At 71.0% G+C, this 18,202-nt stretch carries 12 protein-coding genes; 1 reads left to right on the top strand and 11 read right to left on the bottom strand.

Annotated features, from left to right (window positions below; genetic code table 11):
• Window positions 1-51: 51 nt before the first annotated feature.
• Entirely contained in the window at window positions 52-2,388 is a 2,337-nt protein-coding gene (locus ACX9TP_RS04610; RefSeq protein ID WP_482978490.1) for a S41 family peptidase, read from the top strand.
• Here the strand turns inward: ACX9TP_RS04610 and ACX9TP_RS04605 are convergent.
• From ACX9TP_RS04605 to ACX9TP_RS04555, 11 genes are all read right to left on the bottom strand, one after another.
• The gene (locus ACX9TP_RS04605) at window positions 2,348-5,020 is read right to left on the bottom strand and encodes a GAF domain-containing protein (RefSeq protein ID WP_482978489.1); all 2,673 of its coding nucleotides are present in this window, start codon (window positions 5,018-5,020) and stop codon (window positions 2,348-2,350) included. The genes ACX9TP_RS04610 and ACX9TP_RS04605 overlap by 41 nt on opposite strands.
• A 216-nt stretch (window positions 5,021-5,236) precedes the next feature.
• The gene (locus ACX9TP_RS04600) at window positions 5,237-6,193 is read right to left on the bottom strand and encodes an aldo/keto reductase (RefSeq protein ID WP_482978488.1); all 957 of its coding nucleotides are present in this window, start codon (window positions 6,191-6,193) and stop codon (window positions 5,237-5,239) included.
• 122 nt (window positions 6,194-6,315) lie between these two features.
• Window positions 6,316-7,485 (bottom strand): alkaline phosphatase PhoX, encoded by a 1,170-nt coding sequence (locus ACX9TP_RS04595; protein WP_482978487.1) that lies wholly within the window; start codon window positions 7,483-7,485, stop codon window positions 6,316-6,318.
• A gap of 101 nt (window positions 7,486-7,586) precedes the next feature.
• Window positions 7,587-7,856 (bottom strand): DUF5985 family protein, encoded by a 270-nt coding sequence (locus ACX9TP_RS04590; protein ID WP_482978486.1) that lies wholly within the window; start codon window positions 7,854-7,856, stop codon window positions 7,587-7,589.
• Window positions 7,857-7,866: 10 nt separating this feature from the next.
• The gene (locus tag ACX9TP_RS04585; RefSeq protein WP_482978485.1) at window positions 7,867-8,127 is read right to left on the bottom strand and encodes a DUF5985 family protein; all 261 of its coding nucleotides are present in this window, start codon (window positions 8,125-8,127) and stop codon (window positions 7,867-7,869) included.
• A complete protein-coding gene (locus ACX9TP_RS04580) occupies window positions 8,120-8,527 on the bottom strand; it encodes a hypothetical protein (RefSeq protein WP_482978484.1) in 408 nt (135 codons plus the stop codon). Before ACX9TP_RS04580 ends, ACX9TP_RS04585 begins: the two co-directional genes overlap by 8 nt.
• A gap of 30 nt (window positions 8,528-8,557) precedes the next feature.
• Window positions 8,558-9,685: a response regulator gene (locus ACX9TP_RS04575; protein WP_482978483.1), complete on the bottom strand. Its 1,128-nt coding sequence runs from the start codon at window positions 9,683-9,685 to the stop codon at window positions 8,558-8,560.
• Complete coding sequence (locus ACX9TP_RS04570; protein WP_482978482.1) at window positions 9,682-10,239, bottom strand: chemotaxis protein CheB; 558 nt, start codon at window positions 10,237-10,239, stop codon at window positions 9,682-9,684. Before ACX9TP_RS04570 ends, ACX9TP_RS04575 begins: the two co-directional genes overlap by 4 nt.
• Window positions 10,236-11,069, bottom strand: a complete 834-nt coding sequence (locus tag ACX9TP_RS04565; RefSeq protein ID WP_482978481.1) for a CheR family methyltransferase — start codon at window positions 11,067-11,069, stop codon at window positions 10,236-10,238. The genes ACX9TP_RS04570 and ACX9TP_RS04565 overlap by 4 nt, the downstream gene beginning before the upstream one ends.
• Window positions 11,066-17,518 (bottom strand): HAMP domain-containing protein, encoded by a 6,453-nt coding sequence (locus ACX9TP_RS04560; protein ID WP_482978480.1) that lies wholly within the window; start codon window positions 17,516-17,518, stop codon window positions 11,066-11,068. The genes ACX9TP_RS04565 and ACX9TP_RS04560 overlap by 4 nt, the downstream gene beginning before the upstream one ends.
• 198 nt (window positions 17,519-17,716) lie before the next feature.
• Complete coding sequence (locus ACX9TP_RS04555) at window positions 17,717-18,031, bottom strand: hypothetical protein (RefSeq protein ID WP_482978479.1); 315 nt, start codon at window positions 18,029-18,031, stop codon at window positions 17,717-17,719.
• Window positions 18,032-18,202: the final 171 nt, after the last annotated feature.

Here is an 18,202-nt window from a genome sequence, read left to right as displayed (position 1 = left end):
TTGGAACGTGTCTGTGGCCGGCGTGCGCCGGTGGGGTCGTGGTGCGCCATCATGTTCGCGGTCGTTCTCGCGGCCGTCTCCGCGGAGGCCGCGGGAGGCGCACCCGCAGCGACCCGCGTTCCCGTGGCCGACGACAGGCCCGAGCCCGCCATGGAGAACGCCGCCGCCCTGGGGCGCGTCTGGGGCACGGTGAAGTACGTGCACCCCGCGCTCGCCTTCCGCGAGGTGGACTGGGACGCGGCCCTCACCGAGGCCCTCCCGAAGGCCACCGCCGCGACGACGCCGGAGGCGCTCGCCGAGGCCGTGCAGTCCATGCTGCGCCGCCTCGACGACCCGCTCACCCGCGTGGAGCGCGACACGCCGCCCGCTCCAGCCCAGCAGTCCGGCAAGGCCCCGGGCCCCTTCTCCCGCTGGTCGGGTGACGTGCTCGTGGTGGACCTGGACCGCCGCTACGCCAACCTCAACGAGCTCTTCCCCGCCATGGCGGCGCTCGCGCCCGAGCTGGCGAAGGCCCGCCGCGTCCTCATCGACCTGCGCGCCAGCGGCCCCGATGAGGCCATCTGGATGGACATGGCGCTCGGCTTCCTGGAGCGCTCGCTTCCCTCCGAAAAGGTGACGGCCCCCGCCGAGCGCTTCCGCGTGTACTCCGGCTTCCCCGTGCAGCTCGGCCCCAGCTCGGGCGGCTACAGCGCCTCGGTGGAGACGCGGCTGGCCCGCACCTTCGCGCCCGCGCCCGGCACGCCGAAGCGCTCCGTCGCCTTCCTCGTCAACGGCCGCACGCCGCTGTCACCGCTGCTGCTGGCCCTGCGCGCCTCACCGCGCACCTTCCTCGTGTCCCAGGGCGCGCTCGACGAGTCCTCCGCCGTGCAGGTCCTGCAGCTGCCCCTGCCCGGCGGCCACCACGCGGTGATGCGCGCCTCGGAGCTCGCCTTCCCTCCCGGCTCTCCCGGACTGCGCGCGGACGTCACCGTGCCCGCGAGCGCGGACGCGCAGGACGCCGGCCCCGCCTTCCAGGCCGCCCTGCGCCTGTTGCGCTCGGGCTCCGCGAAGTCTTCCGCCCGCGCCTCCACCCCGAGCACGGCGCCACGCTCTGGAGGCCCGGACGACGCCGGCCAACCTTCCGCCCGCGCCTCCACCCCGAGCACGGCGCTGCCCACCGGCGGACCGGACGACGCCTACGAGTCCATGCCCTACCCGGCCGAGCCCTACCGCCTGCTCGCCGTCATCCGCTTCTGGAACGTGATGCGCTTCTTCCACCCGGACCCGAAGGCGCTGCGCCACTGGGACGCGGTGCTGCCCGAATTCCTGGCCCGCGCCCGCGAGGCCGCCGACGCGTCCCAGTACACACGCGTCCTCTACGCGCTGGCGGCCCGCGTGGATGACGGCCACATCTTCGTCGCGGAGGGCGGCGTACCGCTGCGCTCGCTCGCGGAGGCCAGCGTGCCGCTCGGGCTCCAGGCCGTGGAGGGCCGCTTCCTCGTCACGGAGCTGCCCATGCCCGAGGCCGCCCGCGCCGCCGGCATCTCCCTCGGCGACGAGGTGATGTCCGTGGACGGGGAGGCCGTGGCCACGCGGGCCCAGCGGCTCGGTGCGCTGCTCGGCGCGTCCCACGCCGAGGCCTGGCAGGCGCGCGTGGCGAGCCTGCTGCTCGCGGGCGCGGACGGCTCGCCCGGGGTGATGATGCTCCAGGGCGCGGATGGCCGGATGAAGGAGTCGAAGCTGCTGCGCTCACGAGTATTCCTCCCCTTCCTCCGTCCACCACCGGAGAGCCCCACGCCGTGGAAGAAGCTGGAGGGCAACGTGGGCTACGCGGACCTGCGCCTGCTGCGCGCGGAGGGCGTGGACGCCATGCTGGACGCGCTGAAGGACACGCTCGGGCTCGTGCTGGACTTGCGTGGCTACCCACAGGGCAGTGCGTGGGCCCTGGCCCCGCGCCTCAACACGCGCGGCGCCACCACGTCCGCGCTCATCGCCCGGCCGCGGCTGTCCGCGGGCGAGGTGCGCGAGGTGCGCCACGCGGAAGCCCTGCCCACCACCGACAAGCCGCTCTACCGGGGCCGCGTGGTGGTGCTCGTCGACGCGCGCACGCTGAGCCAGGGCGAATACACGGCGATGATGATTCAGGCCGCCTCGGGCGCGCAGCTGGTGGGAAGCGCCACCGCGGGCGCCGTGGGGGACACCACCAACGTGTGCCTGCCCGGCGCCGTCTGCGTCCTCTTCACCGGCCAGCGCTTCGAGACGCCCGACGGCCGCGCCGTGCAGGGCGTGGGCCTGCGCCCCGACGTGGAGGTGCGGCCCACCGTGCACGGCCTGCGCTCCGGCCGCGACGAGGTGCTCGAGCGGGCGCTCACCGTCCTGCGTCGAGCCCGCGCGGCAGCCACACCGTGAAGATGGAGCCCGCGCCCGGGCGGCTCTCCACCGCGATGCGCCCGCCCATGGCCTCCACAATCTGCCGGCTGATGTAGAGCCCCAGCCCGAGCCCGCCGTAGTGCCGCTCCGACACGGCGCGCTCGAAGCGGCCGAACACGCGCGCCAGGTCCTCCGCGGCGATGCCGATGCCCTCGTCGCGCACCGACAGCCGCACTTCCCCGGCGCCCTCGGGGGCGGCCACCACCACCACGGGCCTGCCCGCGCCGTACTTCGCCGCGTTGGTCAGCAGGTTCACCAGCACCTGGTCCAGCCGCAGCGAGTCCCACCGCCCCGGCAGCGGGCCCGTCACCTCCACGCGCACCGAGCACCCGGCCAGGGCGAACACCTCCTCCATCCGGTCCACCGCGTCGCGCACCGCCTGGCCCAGGTCCACCTCGGCGGGCTCCAGCGACAGCCGGCCCAGGGAGATGCGGCTGACGTCCAGCAGGCTGTCCACCAGCCCGGTGAGCCGGTGCACCTGGCGCATCGCCGTGGCCAGCCGCGGGCCCACCTTCTCGCGAGACGCGGCGCCCAGCGCGCGGTCGATGAGCCCGTGCTGCAGCTTGAGGCTGGTAAGCGGCGTCTTCAACTCATGGCTGGCCACGGAGAGGAACTCGTCGCGCAGCCGCACCGCCGCCTGCGCGTCCCGGTACAGCGACGCGTTCTCCAGCGCCACCGCCACCCGCCGCGCCAGCTCTTCCGCCATGGTGACGTCCGCGGTGCCCAGCCGCCGCTGCGGGGGCGCGGTGCCCAGCGTAATCACCCCCAGCGTACGCCCGCGCGTCCGCACCGGCACCGCGAGCAGCGACTGCGGGTCGAGCACCTCCAGCAGCGCCCGGTGCTCGGGCCCCTCGCACATGCGCTCGCGCAGGTCTCCGCCTACCTCTGGCAGGTAGCGCGTCTCCCCCGTCTGGAAGCAGTCACGCGACAGGTGCAGCGTGCCGTCGCTCCGGGTGGGCGACAGCGAGGACAGCACGAAGGCGTCGCGCGTCGCGTCCCGGTGGACGGCGGCCACGCACCGCAGGGCCCCGTCCGGCCCCGCCAGCTCCACCAGGCAACAGGTGGCCACGCCTCGCGCCGCCGCGCGCGCCACATGCTCCAGCGTCCACTCCACGTCGTCCAGGTGCTCCGCCAGCGCGCGGCTCGCGTCGAGCAGGAAGAACAGCCGCTCCTCGGCCTCCTTCCCCATCTCCAGCGCATGGTGCAGCCGCGCGCCACGCTCGCGCAGCGTCTCGTACAGCACCGCGCGCTCCAGCGCCTGCGCGCACTGGTACGCCAGCGCCTCCAGGAAGGCGCGCTCGGCGGGGACGAAGGAGCGCGGCGCATCCCAGGCCATCACCAGGAAGCCGCGCGTGCCCCGCTCCACCAGAAGGGGCAGGAGGGCCCGCGCGCCCTCGCCCAGCGACTCCGCGGTGCTCCGCGCGGGGTCCGACGCGGACAGCATCGGCCCCAACTCGGTGAACCACTGCGGCTCGCGCTGCTCCCGTGCCCGCCGCAGCAGCGTCTCCTCGGAGACCTTCCGCGTCCGGAAGTACTGGACGAGCTCCGGCGTGTAGCCGAAGGAACCCCGCACGGTGAGGCCATCGTCCTCCCGGACCTCGAGGACGGCGACGCGCGCCGCGCCGCTGGCGCCCAGCCCCTCGCGCATCACCACCTCGGCGACCTCTTCCCCGCTGACGGCGCGGGAGAGGGAGGCGGTGACGGCCTGCAACCGCTCGGTGCGCAGCTGGGCCTCGCGCGCCTCGGCGTACAGCAGCGCGTTGTCCATCGACAGGCTGGCGCGGCGGACCAGCTCGAGGGTCAGCTCCAGCTCCGCTTCGTGGAAGCGTCCGCCTTCGTCGTTGCGGACCAGGGCGACGGCGCCCAGCGTCCTGCCGCGCGCGCGCAACGGGATGATGATGCCGGAGCGGACGCCCAGCTGCTTCGCCACCTCGAGCTGCTCGGGGGCGCGCAGCATTCCCGGCAGCATCGAGTCCGTCACCTCGGGCAGGAACGCCGGCGCGCCCGTGCGCAACACCTCGGAGACGGGGCCCGGAGTGGACAGGTCCGGGGGCCGCATGCGCCACAGCTCATGAAGCAGCGCGACCTTCTCCGGCTCCCGGTGCGTCGCGGACACGCGCTCCACCCGGCCGTCCTCGGTGAGGACGTCCACGACGCACCAGTCCGACAGCACGGGCACCGCCAGCTCCGCCAGCCGCCGCAGCACCGTGCGCCACTCCAGCGACGAGGACAGCAGCTCCCCGGCGGTGGCGAGGAAGGCGATGCGCTCCTCCGCGTCGTCGCAGCCATTGAGGCGGACGGACATCCTGGAGCCCTCGCGAGCGCCAGCGCCGCGGCCGTCCACGGAGACAGACGCTCCCGAGTCCTCGCGCACGAGCACGTTGCCACCGTCCACGGAGCCAGACACTCCCGAGTCCTCACGTCCGAGCACGTTGCCACCGTCCACGGAGCCAGGCGCTCCCAAGTCCTTACCTGCGAGCACGTTGCCACCGTCGAGGGAAACAGGCGCCGCGGAGCCCTCGCGCGCGAGCACGCCCCCGTCGTCAGAGACAGACGTGGGTGGCTCGGCCACGGACGCGGGCCGCGACGAGGACGGAGGGCGGCGCGACATGGCGGGCCCAGATAATGACGCACCCGCAGAACGGCCACCGGCCCCCTCCCTGAAGTACGAGCGGAGTGTCAGGTGGCGAACCCGCTGTCTCGCGCATCATGCAAGCCGACTCGCCGCGAGCACGGGGCTCCACTCACACGACAACACTCATGCTGAACGAAGGGCCTGCCTGGACGCGACGAGCCCCGTCCGGCGGGCGACAGCCCCGGAAGCGGGTCACCCCGCGCCGGTGGCCGCGGCGGGCGGGTCCCACCACACGGCGCCCTTGCCCTGGATGGCCTCACGGGCGTGCTCACGCACCCGCGCCATCTCCCCGGTGGACAGGGGCTGGAAGGCGGCGGCCGCGCGCAGCGCCGCGTCCTGCTCGTTGGGGTGGCTCATGCCCATCAGCATGACGTCCGGGTCCAGCGTGAGCGTGTAGCGCACGCACGCCTCCACCGTGAGGTGCGGCAGCGACGGTGCCTCCCGGTCCTCGCGCCCGCCGGAGCCCACCTTGCCGCGCGGCCGGGCCTCCAGCGGCCGGCCATAGCCCTCCGTGTCCCCCAGCAGCTTCCCCGCGCCGAACGTCTTGAACGACACCACGCCCACGCCCAGCGAGCGCGCCAGCGGCAGCACGTCCACCACGTAGCGCGCGTCCACGAAGGGGCCCAGGGGGAACATCACCACGTCACACAGCCCGGAGCGCAGCGCCGCGCGCAGCACGTCCGGGTGGTGGCTGGAGATGCCCCGGAAGCGCGCCTTGCCCTCGCGCACGCACCGGCCCAGTTGCTCCATGCCGCCCCCGGACGCCGCCAGCCGCTCCCACGCCGCGGGCTCCGACACCGCGTGGAAGACGAACAGGTCCACCGCGTCCCGGCCCAGCCGCCGCAGGCTGCCCTCCACCTGGGGCGCCACCGGCGCGTCCAGCACGTCCACCTTGTCGATGAGGAAGACGCCGTCGCGCCGCCCGCGCAGCGCCTCGCCCACCGTCTCCTCGCTCAGGCCCTCCTCGTAGTTGGGCGCGGTGTCGATGACGTTGAGCCCGGCGTCCAGCGCGCGGCGCAGCGTGCGGACGAGCGTGTCCCGGGGCGTGGCGCGGTCGGCGATGTCGCCGATGCCCACCGCCGTGGCGGTGAAGCCGGTGCGCCCCAGGGCGCGGCGCGGCGTGAAGCGGGGAAGCGAAGTGGCGGCCATGGGCCACACGTTGTCGCGGGAGCCCACCGCCACCGTCAAGCACCGCCATGGCCCCCCGGGCGACACCGTGCGCTGCCGGCCACGGCGCCCCCGGCGCAACGTCCGCGAGTCACCGAAAAGCCTCAGCGGAACGGGCCACTCACCTCGAACGTCATGCCCCCGTCTTCCATGCCGGTGGTGCCCCACTGCGAGCTGAAGTACAGCCGCCGCCCGTCCGGGCTGAAGGCCGGGCCGGTGATTTCCGAATAGTCGTGGCCCACCACCTGGATGAAGGGCGCCACCACGCGGCGGGGGCCCGGGGTGATGATGCAGATTTCCATGTTGCCGCCATCCTCCGCCACGTAGACGTCGCCCGAGCGAGACACGGTGACGTTGTCCACGCCGGTGAGCGGCGAGGACGAGGAGACGTCGTCGTAGATGACCTCCAGCTTCCGGGTGGCCGGCGTGTGCGCCCACACGCGGTTGTCTCCCTTGGTGGTGAAGTACACGACGCCGCTGTCGAACCAGCAGCCCTCGCCGCCGTCGAACACCGTCGTCTCCGCCGCCACGGCCGGCTGCGACGACGCGGGGCTGGACGGAGCGCAGTTCACCCAGCTCAGCGTGGCCGTGCCGGCGAGCGGGTCTCCCGTCACCTTCGCCGCCTGCAGCGTGCCCGCCTTCAGCGAGGGCCACGCAGACGGAGTGAAGCGGTAGAAGCGGCCGCTGCCGGTGTCCTCCGTGAGGTACAGCCGCCGGCCCACCGGGTCCACCGCCACCGCCTCGTGCGGGAAGGTGCCCAGCGCCCCGCGCGCCACGCCCTGCGACGGCCGCGTCGGGTCGCACTCCCACACCCTGCCGTCGCCGTGCTCCTCGCACGACAGCCACGTGCCCCACGGCGTCGGGCCGCCCGCGCAGTTGACGCGCGTGTTGGCGAGGATTCGCCACGCGCCCACCACCGCGCCGCCGCCGTCGAAGCGCACCGCGCTCGCGCCGCCCCCCTCGTACAGCTCGCTGTTGGACGCGTACACCCAGCCGCCCTCGGGCAGCGCGAAGCACGCCCCGCCGTCCGGCGCGCTGTGCCACGTGTAGCCCGTGCCCGCCACCACCCGCCCCGAGCCGGCGATGATGCGCGACGAGAAGCCCGCCGGCAGCCGGATGCCGTTGGCGTCGGGCGTACCGGACATGGCGCCATACGGGCTCGGCCCCGGCCGGGCCGGCGCGGCATACGCCTCCTTCCAGAAGGAGGGCCCCAGGGCCAACGCTCCGCCTCCCAGCGCGGAGAGACGAAGCAGCTCACGACGGTTCAGGCGCATCCAGGCTCCCCCTTCAAGAAACAGGAGGGAGCAGTATTTCACGAATTAACAGAAAGTTAAGCACCGGCCACGTGAGGCGCCGCGGGCGGCCGTGTGCCGACCTACCCGGTGCGGCGTGACGCCCGGTTCTTGTCCCAGATGGCGTAGAGGATGAGGAGGAAGGCGAAGAGGCGGACTACGTAGATGTAGTAGCGCCGCTCGTCGCTCACGTCGATGAGCGCCCCCGCCACCGCGTTGCCCGCGAGCAGCGCGAAGGCCAGCGAGAAGAAGCCGAAGAGCCTGTCTCGCGACTGCTTCCAGAAGCGCAGGAAGAACAGGGCGCACGCGAACCACGCCATCGCCGTCGCGCCATTGAGGATGGGGTTGATCATGCGTCCACCTTCACGATGCATCCCAGATGAGGCCGTAGAGCAGGATGGTCGCGCTGGCCATGCCGGTGACGAGGCGCGGCACGTACAGGTCCACCGAGGTGGGCAGCAGCACCAGGTCCACGAAGAGCAGCGTGTTGTTGAGGACCAGCCCCGCGAAGCACAGCCCGCTCCACAACAGCAGGCGCGACTGGGTGCGCTTGTAGGCGCGCAGCAGCAGCACCGCGCAGGCCACGCTGGTCAGGGCGCAGAGGATGTAGACGGCCTCAGCCATGACCACCACCGTCCTTGTCCTTCTTCAACACGAAGGCCTCCGCGAAGCCCCGGACCTTGTCCAGGGGCCGGGAGAAGATGAAGGTGATGACGCTCACCCGCTTCGCGCCATACACCGCCGCCAGCTCCGTCACCGCCTGCACGTCCTCCGAGTCGGAGGGACTGTAGCGGTAGGTCGGCGGACTCGTTCCGCTGCCCGTCAGCAATCCACGCGAGGCCAGGTCCACCAGCCGCGCGCTCGCCGACGATTCTGTGATTCGCAGTTCCAGGCTCACCGCTGACGCCGTCCACTCCCGGTCCGCTCGGGCTCGAAGCAGGAGGAGCACCTCCAGCTTCTCCAGGGAGTCGATATGCGTCGTGATGAAGCGCTGGACCCGCGGTGGAAGTCCGGCATCGCTCACGCGCCCACCTTGCCCATGTTATTTGGGCCGTCAACCATTTCCCTCACGGGGTTGTTCAGCGCTGGGGGCACCGGGGTTGGACGCCTGCCCGGTGTCCACCGCTGGAGGGGAGCCCTCCGGTGCGGGCAGGTTGCGGAGACCTTCGACGAGCCGGGCCGCGTCGAGCGGGGCGTCGCGCCCCAGCAGGGCCCGCCGCAGCTCGCGCTCGGTGGCGCGCAGCGCCGTCACGTCCAGCAGCGCCAGCAGCACCGTCTCCGGGCGGCCGTGCATCTGCGGCAGCTGCGCGCTGAAGGCGAGCGCCGCGCCGTGCTGCCCGTTGAGCTCCCACTCCACCGCCAGGCCCTGGAGGGCCTCGCCCCGGGCCGCGCGCATCAGCGGCATGGCCGCCTCCGTCAGCACCTGCCCGTCGGGCCCCCGGAAGGCGGCGTCGCCGTAGAGGTCCCTCGCCTCGCGGTACGCCAGACACCCGCCGGCCAGCCCCTGAGCCGCCCGGTTGGCCAGCAGCGTGCGGCCGCTGCCCGGCTCCACCAGCGCCAGCGGCGTGGGCAGCGCGGCCAGCACGGCCTCCAGCCAGCGGTACTGGTTGCGGCTCGTCTCCATCTCCCGCCGCAGCAGGTCCTCGCGCACCCGGCCGCGCTCCACTTCCGCGCGCCGGTTCGCCTCCGCCAGCTCGCGCTCGTGCTCGTGCCGTTGGACTTCGCGCAGCGCCTCCGCCTGCCGCCGCACCAGCTCCGTCTTGCGGAACAGGTCCACGAAGACGCCCACCTTGGAGCGGAGGATTTCCGGCTCGTAGGGCTTGAGGAGGTAGTCCACCGCGCCCACCGCGTAGGCGCGCAGCTCCGGCAGCTGCCCCTGGGACAGCGCGGTGAGGAAGAGGATGGGGGTGTCGCGGCTGCGCTCGCGCTCGCGGATGAGCTGCGCCGTCTCGAAGCCGTCCATCTCCGGCATGACGACGTCCAGGAGGATGACGGCGAAGTCGCGGGTGAGCAGGTGGCGCAGCGCCTCGCGGCCGCTGCGCGCGGTGACCAGCCGCTGCCCCAGCGGCGCCAGCGTCGCCTCCAGCGCCAGCAGCCCTTCCGACTGGTCATCCACCAGGAGGACGGAAACCGGCTCCAGCGACACCGCCGGCAGGCGCTCGCGCGTGGGTGTGGCGCTCAAGGCTGCACCTTGGCGCGCGGCACATACGCCAGTCGCGTCAGCCACGCGCCCACCGTGTCCAGTGACAGCTGCTCCACCGGGCCGTCCTGTCCGCCGCCCCCCTCCCAGTCCTCGCCCACCACGGCCACGCGGCCGCCGCGCGCCTGGAGCAGCGCCAGGCCCGCCGGGCCATCCTCGTGCCCGGTGAAGAGCAGCCCGGCGGCCCGGGGGCCGTAGCTGTCCGCGGCGGACTCGAAGAGGGCGTCCAGGCAGGGCCGCTGCCCGTGCTCGGGCGGCTCCACGGACAGGGCCACGCTGCCCCGGTCCACCAGCAGGTGGTAGCCCGCGGGCGCCAGGTACACGCGGCCGGGCGTCAGGTCATCCTTGTCGTCCGGCTCCACCACCGGCAGCGCGCAGCGGCGCCCCAGCGGCGCAGCCAGCGCGTCATGCGGCCCGCGGTGCAGCGCCAGCACCACCGGCGCCGCCAGCTCGCGCGGCAGCAGCGTCAGCAGCGTCTCCACGTCCGCCGCCGCGGCGCGCGGAGCCCCCACCACCAGCATGCCAATGGAGCTCATGCCACCCTCCGGAAGATGCGACCCGAGCCTTCCAGCTCCTCGTACACCGCGGCATGCGGCGTGCGCGACAGCGACTCCTTGCGCCCCAGGCACAGGAAGCCGAAGCGGGCGAGGCTCTCGAAGAGGCGCCCATGCACGCGGTTGTGCAGCGTGCGGTTGAAGGTCAGCAGCGTGTCCCGGCAGATGATGACGTGGAACTCGTTGAACGAGCCGTCCGTCGCCAGGTTGTGCTGGGTGAAGAAGATGCCGTCGCGCAGCTTCGGCTGGAGCAGCGCCCAGTTGCCGTCGCGCATGTAGTAGTCGGCGAGGGCGCCCCTGCCGCCGGCCTCCACGTACCGGCGCGCGTCGTCCTCGGTGGGCAGCGGCAGCACGCCGGTGCGCGCGTCCGCCAGCAGCCCCTCGCTGGAGTCGGACGCGTACAGCCGGCACTTGCCCCACAGCCCCTCTTCCTGGAGGAGGATGGCCAGGGCATAGGTGTCCTCGCCCGTGCCGCAGCCGGCGTGCCACACGCGCACCGACGGCCAGGTGCGCAGCACCGGCACCACCCGCGCGCGGAAGTCGCGGAAGAAGGCCGGGTCCGAGAACAGCGACGCCGGCGTGCAGGACAGCGTGCGCAACAGGCCGTCCATCGCCTCGCCGTCGTGCAGCACGCGGGCCTGCAGCTCGGAGAAGGTGTCCAGCCGTTCCTCGCGCAGGTGCCGCCGCAGCCGCCTGAGCAGCAGCGGCCGGGCATGGCTGCGCAAATCGAAGCCCCACTGACGGGCCACGCCCTCCAGGAGCAGGTCCACCTCGAGGGACTCCAGCTCCGCGCTGGGGGTGCCCGCGCTCAACTGGAGACCTCCGTGCGCGGGCCTCGGGGCTGCGTGCCGCGCGGCGCGTGCATCCACACGCGCAGCAGGCTGAGCAGCTTCTCGATGTCCACCGGCTTGGTGATGTAGTCGGACGCACCCGCCTCCAGGCACTTCTCGCGGTCTCCCTTCATCGCCTTGGCGGTGAGGGCCAGAATCGGCAGGTGGCTGACGCGCTCCATGCGGCGGATGGCGCGCATGGCCTGGTAGCCGTCCATCTCCGGCATCATCACGTCCATCAGCACCAGCTCGATGTCGGCGTCCTTCTCCAGCAGGCCCAGGCCCTCGCGCGCGCTCTCCGCGAAGGCCACCCGCATGCCGTAGCGCTCCAGCACCGTGTTGAGGGCGAAGATGTTGCGCACGTCGTCGTCCACCACCAGCACCTTGCGGCCGACGAGCAACGGGTCCCTCTCGCGCGCCTTCTCCAGCATGCGGCGCTTGGGCTCGGTGAGCTGCGCGGGCGCGCGGTGGAGGAAGAGGCTCGTCTCCTCCAGGAGCCGCTCGGGGCTCTGCGCGTCCTTGACGACAATCGCCTCCGCCACCCGCCGCAGCTCCGTCTCCTGGGAGCGCGTCAGCTCGCGGCCCGTGTAGACGATGATGGGCGGCCCGCCCGCGCCGTGCAGCTCGCGGATGCGGCGGATGAGCTCCGTGCCCGCCATGTCCGGCAGGCCCAGGTCCAGCACCATGCAGTCGAACCGGCGGCTGGCCAGCGCGGCCAGCGCGTCCGCCCCGGTGCCCACCGCCGTGGTGCGCACGTCCTCGCTGCCCAGAAGCTCCAGCAGCGTCTGCCGGTGGACGTCGTCGTCCTCGACGATGAGCAGCGCGCGGCCCTTGCGCTCCACGAAGCTCTTCAGCGACTCCAGCGCCTGCGCTGCAATCTCCGGGTCCGCCGCCGCCTGGAGGTGGCCGATGGCGCCCAGGTTGAGCGCACGCTCGCGGTGGTCGTCATCCGACACCGTGTACACCGGCAGGGCGCGCGTCGCGGCGTCGTGCTTCAGCCGGTCCAGCACCACCCAGCCCGCCATCTCCGGCAGGTCCAGGTCCACGGCCACCGCCACCGGCCGCGCGTTGCGCACGGCGTCCAGCGCGCCCTCCACCTCCGTGGAGACGAGCACCTTGAAGCCCGTGCCCTGCGCCGCGGCCCGCAGCCGCGCCGCGTGGTCCGCGGTGTGCGTCACCGCCAGCAGCACCCGGTCTCCCGGCTGGATGGAGCCGCGGTCGTCCTCGATGTCCACCCGGACCGACGGGAAGGACACGTCGTCGTCGGGGAGGTGCGCGGGCAGCGACGGGGCCGCATGGAGCGGCTCGCGAGCCCTCGACTCCTGCGTGGGGCGCTGCTCCACCACGAAGTCCAGCGGCAGGTACAGGGTGAACATGCTGCCCTTGCCCACCTCGCTCTCCAGCCGGATTTCGCCGCCCAACAGGCGCGCGATTTCACGGCTGATGGACAGGCCCAGGCCGGTGCCGCCGTACTTGCGCGCGGTGGAGCCGTCCGCCTGCTGGAACGCCTCGAAGATGATCTGGTGCTTGTCCTTCGGGATGCCGATGCCCGTGTCCACCACGGAGAAGGCCACCACCGACGGGGCCGTGGACAACACCGGGTGGTCCGACGTCCAGCCGCTCTTCGCCATGCCGATGCGCAGGGCCACCGTGCCGGACTCGGTGAACTTGAAGGCGTTGGACAAGAGGTTCTTGAGCACCTGCTGCAGGCGCTTGGCGTCCGTCTCCAGCTCGCCGGGCAGCGCCTCCGCCAGGCCGATGGTGAACTCCAGCCCCTTCTTGTCCGCCACCTGCCGGAAGGTGCGGTCCACGAACTCGCGCAGGTCGCTGAAGCGCAGCGGCCCCACGTCCACGGCCATGGTGCCGGACTCGATCTTGGACAGGTCGAGGATGTCGTTGATGAGCTCCAGCAGGTCCGCGCCGGAGGCGTGAATCGTCTTCGAGAACTCCACCTGCCGCGGGGTGAGGTTGCCGTCGACGTTGTCGCTGAGCGTCTGGCTGAGGATGAGCAGCGAGTTGAGCGGCGTGCGCAGCTCGTGGCTCATGTTGGCGAGGAACTCGGACTTGTACTTGGAGGTGAGGCTGAGCTGCTCGGCCTTCTCCTCCAGGGCGCGCTTGGCCTGCTCCACTTCGCCATTCTTGCGCTCCACCTCCGTCTTCTGCTCGGAGAGCAGCTTCGCCTTCTCCTGCAGCTCCTCGTTGGTGCTGCGCAGCTCCTCCTGCTGCCGCTTGAGCAGCTCCTCGGACTGCTGGAGCGACGTGGCCTGCTGCTCCAGGCGCTTGTTCGTCTCCGTGAGCTCCTCCTGCTGCTTGCGGAGCTCGTCGGTGAGCGCCTGCGACTGCTTCAGCAGGGCCTCCGTGCGCATGTTCGCGGCAATCGTGTTGAGCACGATGCCGATGGACTCCGTGAGCTGCGCCAGGAAGCCCAGGTGGACCTCGCTGAAGCGGTGGAAGGACGCCAGCTCGATGACGGCCTTGACCTCACCCTCGAAGAGCACCGGCAGCACAACGATGTTGCGCGGCACCTCCTCGCCCAGCCCGGAGGAGATGCGGATGTACGAGTCCGGCACGTCCGACAGGAGGATGGGCTCCTTCTCCAGGGCGCACTGGCCCACCAGCCCCTCGCCGTACTTGAAGGTATTGGAGAGCCCCTTGCGCTCGCGGTACGCGTACGAGGCCAGCAGCTTGAGGACATGCTCCCCGGCCTCGGCGCGCTCGGAGATGTAGAAGACGCCGTGCTGCGCGTCCACCAGCGGCGCCAGCTCCGACAGGATGACCTTGGACACCGTGAGGAGGTCGCGCTGTCCCTGGAGGACGCGGGTGAACTTGGCCAGGTTCGTCTTCAGCCAGTCCTGCTCCGTGTTCTTCCGCGTGGTGTCCTTCAGGTTGCGGATCATCTCGTTGATGTTGTCCTTGAGGGCGGCCACTTCGCCCTGCGCGGACACGGTGATGAACCGCGTGAGGTCACCCTTCGTCACCGCCGTTGCGACCTCTGCAATCGCGCGCACCTGCGTGGTGAGGTTGGCGGCGAGCTGGTTCACGTTGTCCGTGAGGTCGCGCCAGATGCCGGCGGTGCCGGGCACACGGGCCTGCCCGCCCAGCTTTCCTTCGATACCCACCTCGCGGGCCACCGTGGTCACCTGGTCGGCGAACACCGCGAGGGTGTCAATCATGCCGTTGATGGTGTCCGCCAGCTCCGCGATTTCGCCCTTCGCGTCCACCACCAGCTTGCGCTTCAGGTCGCCGTTGGCCACCGCCGTCACCACCTTGGCGATGCCGCGCACCTGGGTGGTGAGGTTGGAGGCCATGCTGTTCACGTTGTCCGTGAGGTCCTTCCACGTGCCGGCAACGCCCTTCACCTCGGCCTGACCGCCCAGCTTGCCTTCCGTGCCCACCTCGCGGGCCACGCGCGTCACCTCGGAGGCAAACGAGGAGAGCTGGTCCACCATCGTGTTGATGGTGTTCTTCAGCTCCAGGATTTCCCCCTGCACGTCGACCGTAATCTTCTTGGACAAATCACCCCGGGCCACGGCCGTGGTGACTTCCGCGATGTTGCGCACCTGCGACGTCAGGTTGGACGCCATCGAGTTCACGTTGTCGGTGAGGTCCTTCCACGTCCCGGCAACGCCCTTCACGACGGCCTGACCACCGAGCTTTCCTTCGGTGCCCACCTCGCGGGCCACGCGCGTCACCTCCGACGCGAAGCTGTTCAGCTGGTCCACCATCGTGTTGATGGTGTTCTTCAGCTCCAGGATTTCACCGCGCACGTCGACCGTAATCTTCTTGGACAGGTCACCGTTGGCGACGGCCGTCGTCACCTCCGCGATGTTGCGCACCTGCGCGGTGAGGTTGGACGCCATGCTGTTCACGTTGTCGGTGAGGTCCTTCCACGTTCCACCGACACCGCGCACCACGGCCTGCCCGCCCAGCTTTCCTTCCGTGCCCACCTCGCGGGCCACGCGAGTCACCTCGGACGCGAAGCTGTTCAGCTGGTCCACCATCGTGTTGATGGTGTTCTTCAATTCGAGAATCTCACCGCGCACGTCCACGGTGATCTTCTTGGACAGGTCTCCCCTCGCCACCGCCATCGTCACCTCGGCGATGTTGCGCACCTGCGAGGTGAGGTTGGACGCCATGCTGTTCACGTTGTCGGTGAGGTCCTTCCACGTTCCACCGACGCCGCGCACGATGGCCTGACCGCCGAGCTTCCCCTCCGTACCCACTTCCTTCGCGACGCGCGTCACCTCCGAGGCGAACGAGGAGAGCTGGTCCACCATCGTGTTGATGGTGTTCTTCAGCTCCAGCACCTCGCCCTTCGCGTCGACCGTAATCTTCTTGGACAGGTCGCCCTTCGCGACGGCCGTCGTCACCTCGGCGATGTTGCGCACCTGCGCCGTGAGGTTGGAGGCCATGGAGTTCACGTTGTCCGTGAGGTCCTTCCACGTGCCGGCCACGCCCTTCACGACGGCCTGACCGCCCAGCTTGCCTTCCGTACCCACCTCGCGGGCGACGCGAGTCACCTCGGAAGCAAACGACGAGAGCTGGTCCACCATCGTGTTGATGGTGTTCTTCAGCTCCAGGATTTCACCCTGCACGTCGACCGTAATCTTCTTCGACAGGTCACCGTTCGCGACGGCCGTCGTCACCTCCGCGATGTTGCGCACCTGGGCGGTGAGGTTGGACGCCATGCTGTTCACGTTGTCCGTGAGGTCCTTCCACACGCCGGCAACGCCCTTCACGTCGGCCTGACCACCGAGCTTTCCGTCGGTGCCCACTTCCTTGGCGACGCGAGTCACCTCCGAGGCGAACGCGCGGAGTTGGTCCACCATCGTGTTGATGGTGTTCTTCAGCTCCAGCACCTCGCCCTTCACGTCCACGGTGATCTTCTTGGACAGGTCACCGTTGGCGACGGCCGTCGTCACCTCCGCGATGTTGCGCACCTGCGCGGTGAGGTTGGACGCCATGCTGTTCACGTTGTCGGTGAGGTCCTTCCACGTTCCACCGACACCGCGCACCACGGCCTGCCCGCCCAGCTTTCCTTCCGTGCCCACCTCGCGAGCGACGCGCGTCACCTCCGAGGCGAACGAGTTCAGCTGGTCCACCATCGTGTTGATGGTGTTCTTCAGCTCGAGAATCTCGCCGCGCACGTCCACGGTGATCTTCTTGGACAGGTCGCCGTTCGCGACGGCCGTCGTCACCTCGGCGATGTTGCGCACCTGCGAGGTGAGGTTGGACGCCATGCTGTTCACGTTGTCGGTGAGGTCCTTCCACGTGCCGGCAACGCCCTTCACCATGGCCTGACCGCCGAGCTTCCCCTCCGTGCCCACCTCGCGGGCCACGCGAGTCACTTCGGAGGCGAAGCTGTTCAGCTGGTCCACCATCGTGTTGATGGTGTTCTTCAGCTCCAGCACCTCGCCCTTCGCGTCCACGGTGATTTTCTTCGACAGGTCGCCGTTGGCGACGGCGGTCGTCACCTCGGCGATGTTGCGCACCTGCGCCGTGAGGTTGGAGGCCATGGAGTTCACGTTGTCCGTGAGGTCCTTCCACGTACCGCCCACGCCCTTCACGACGGCCTGACCGCCCAGCTTGCCTTCCGTACCCACTTCACGCGCCACGCGCGTCACTTCCGAGGCGAACGAGGAGAGCTGATCCACCATCGTGTTGATGGTGTTCTTCAGCTCCAGGATTTCGCCGCGCACGTCGACCGTAATCTTCTTGGAGAGGTCACCCCTCGCCACGGCCGTCGTCACCTCGGCGATGCTGCGCACCTGGGCGGTGAGGTTGGAGGCCATGGAGTTCACGTTGTCCGTGAGGTCCTTCCACGTGCCGGCCACGCCCTTCACCTTGGCCTGTCCGCCGAGCTTTCCGTCGGTGCCCACCTCGCGGGCCACGCGCGTCACTTCCGAGGCGAACGCGCCGAGCTGCTCCACCATGCCGTTCACCAGCCGGGCGGTGCGCAGGAACTCGCCCTTCAGGGGCCGGCCGTCCACCTCCAGCGCCATCGTCTGGGACAGGTCGCCCTTGGCCACCGCGCCGATGACGCGGCCCATTTCGGTGGTGGGCTGCACCAGGTCCGCCACCAGCGTGTTGACGGACTCCACGCAGTCCGCCCAGGAGCCCACCGCGCCCACCACGTTGCCGCGGTGGGTGATGCGGCCTTCCTTGCCGACGACGGTGCCGATGCGCTCGAACTCGCGAGCCATGCGCTCGTTGAGCTCGATGATTTCATTGAGCGTGTCGGCCACCTTGCCGGCGCTGCCCACCTTGTCCATGGGCATGCGCTGCGAGAAGTCGCCCTTGCGGACGGCGGTGAGCACGCGCAGCAGCTGGCGCGAGTCCAGGGAGTTGGCGTCGTCTTCCTCACGCGCCCGTGACGGCGGAGGAGGAGCCACCGCCGGGGGGCGGCGAGGGGAAACCTTCTTGGTGGTCATTATGAGCCCCTGGTCGGTCCGGGAACGGCGCAGCCTGCGTCCGCCTTGGGACGGGAATCTCTTGGCAAGCCGGTGTTCTCCCGCATTGACGCGGACTTGGGCCAGCCCCCCGGACAGCCCTGCCTGGTCACCAGGCGACAGTGCAGGGCCCCTCTGTCCGGCATCGGACAGCCCTGCACGCTGGGGATGGGAGGGTCTTCAGGAACCCTTGGTGCGGAGTCGCTCGATGAGTGCGGGCAGCTCCTGGAGCAGCTCCGCGTCGGAGCGCTCCACGATGGCCTTGATGTAGGCGGGCGTGACGGGCTCGACGGCCGCCGCCATGGGGGGCGGCGTCCCCTTCAGCATCTGCCCCAGCGTGCGCAGGCGCTGGCCGCGGTCCGCGAGCCGGCGCGTCAGCACCTCCAGGGCCTCCACCGCCTCCGCGTCGAGCTGCTGCGTGGCCAGCACCTCGCGCAGCAGCTGGAGCTGGCGATTCAAGGCGCTGTCGTAGACCGAGCGGGAAAAGGTCTCCATGTTGCCTCCCGGGCGCCAGCGGCCCCACGAAGCCCGCAAGCTAGGTCCTGCCTCATCGGGTTGGCTACCCGCCCCCCGCTCGTTATTCGTCCAGCCGAGGACAGCGGCCCGGCCGGCTTGCATGGCAGGGCAGCCCGGCTTCACAATGCCGCTGTCAGCGCATGTCATCGA

Source organism: Pyxidicoccus sp. M15, from assembly GCF_056858435.1.
The sequence above is the reverse complement of the archived record's forward strand: the minus strand, read 5'-3'. Positions and strand labels throughout refer to the sequence as shown.

Coding starts and splice junctions, on each gene's coding strand:
- ACX9TP_RS04595 (WP_482978487.1), bottom strand. CDS start 7,485: ATGCGCCTGAACCGTCGTGAGCTGCTTCGTCTCTCCGCGCTGGGAGGC.
- ACX9TP_RS04570 (WP_482978482.1), bottom strand. CDS start 10,239: ATGAGCTCCATTGGCATGCTGGTGGTGGGGGCTCCGCGCGCCGCGGCG.
- ACX9TP_RS04605 (WP_482978489.1), bottom strand. CDS start 5,020: ATGTCGCGCCGCCCTCCGTCCTCGTCGCGGCCCGCGTCCGTGGCCGAG.
- ACX9TP_RS04555 (WP_482978479.1), bottom strand. CDS start 18,031: ATGGAGACCTTTTCCCGCTCGGTCTACGACAGCGCCTTGAATCGCCAG.
- ACX9TP_RS04560 (WP_482978480.1), bottom strand. CDS start 17,518: ATGACCACCAAGAAGGTTTCCCCTCGCCGCCCCCCGGCGGTGGCTCCT.
- ACX9TP_RS04585 (WP_482978485.1), bottom strand. CDS start 8,127: ATGGCTGAGGCCGTCTACATCCTCTGCGCCCTGACCAGCGTGGCCTGC.
- ACX9TP_RS04610 (WP_482978490.1), top strand. CDS start 52: ATGTTCGCGGTCGTTCTCGCGGCCGTCTCCGCGGAGGCCGCGGGAGGC.
- ACX9TP_RS04590 (WP_482978486.1), bottom strand. CDS start 7,856: ATGATCAACCCCATCCTCAATGGCGCGACGGCGATGGCGTGGTTCGCG.
- ACX9TP_RS04600 (WP_482978488.1), bottom strand. CDS start 6,193: ATGGCCGCCACTTCGCTTCCCCGCTTCACGCCGCGCCGCGCCCTGGGG.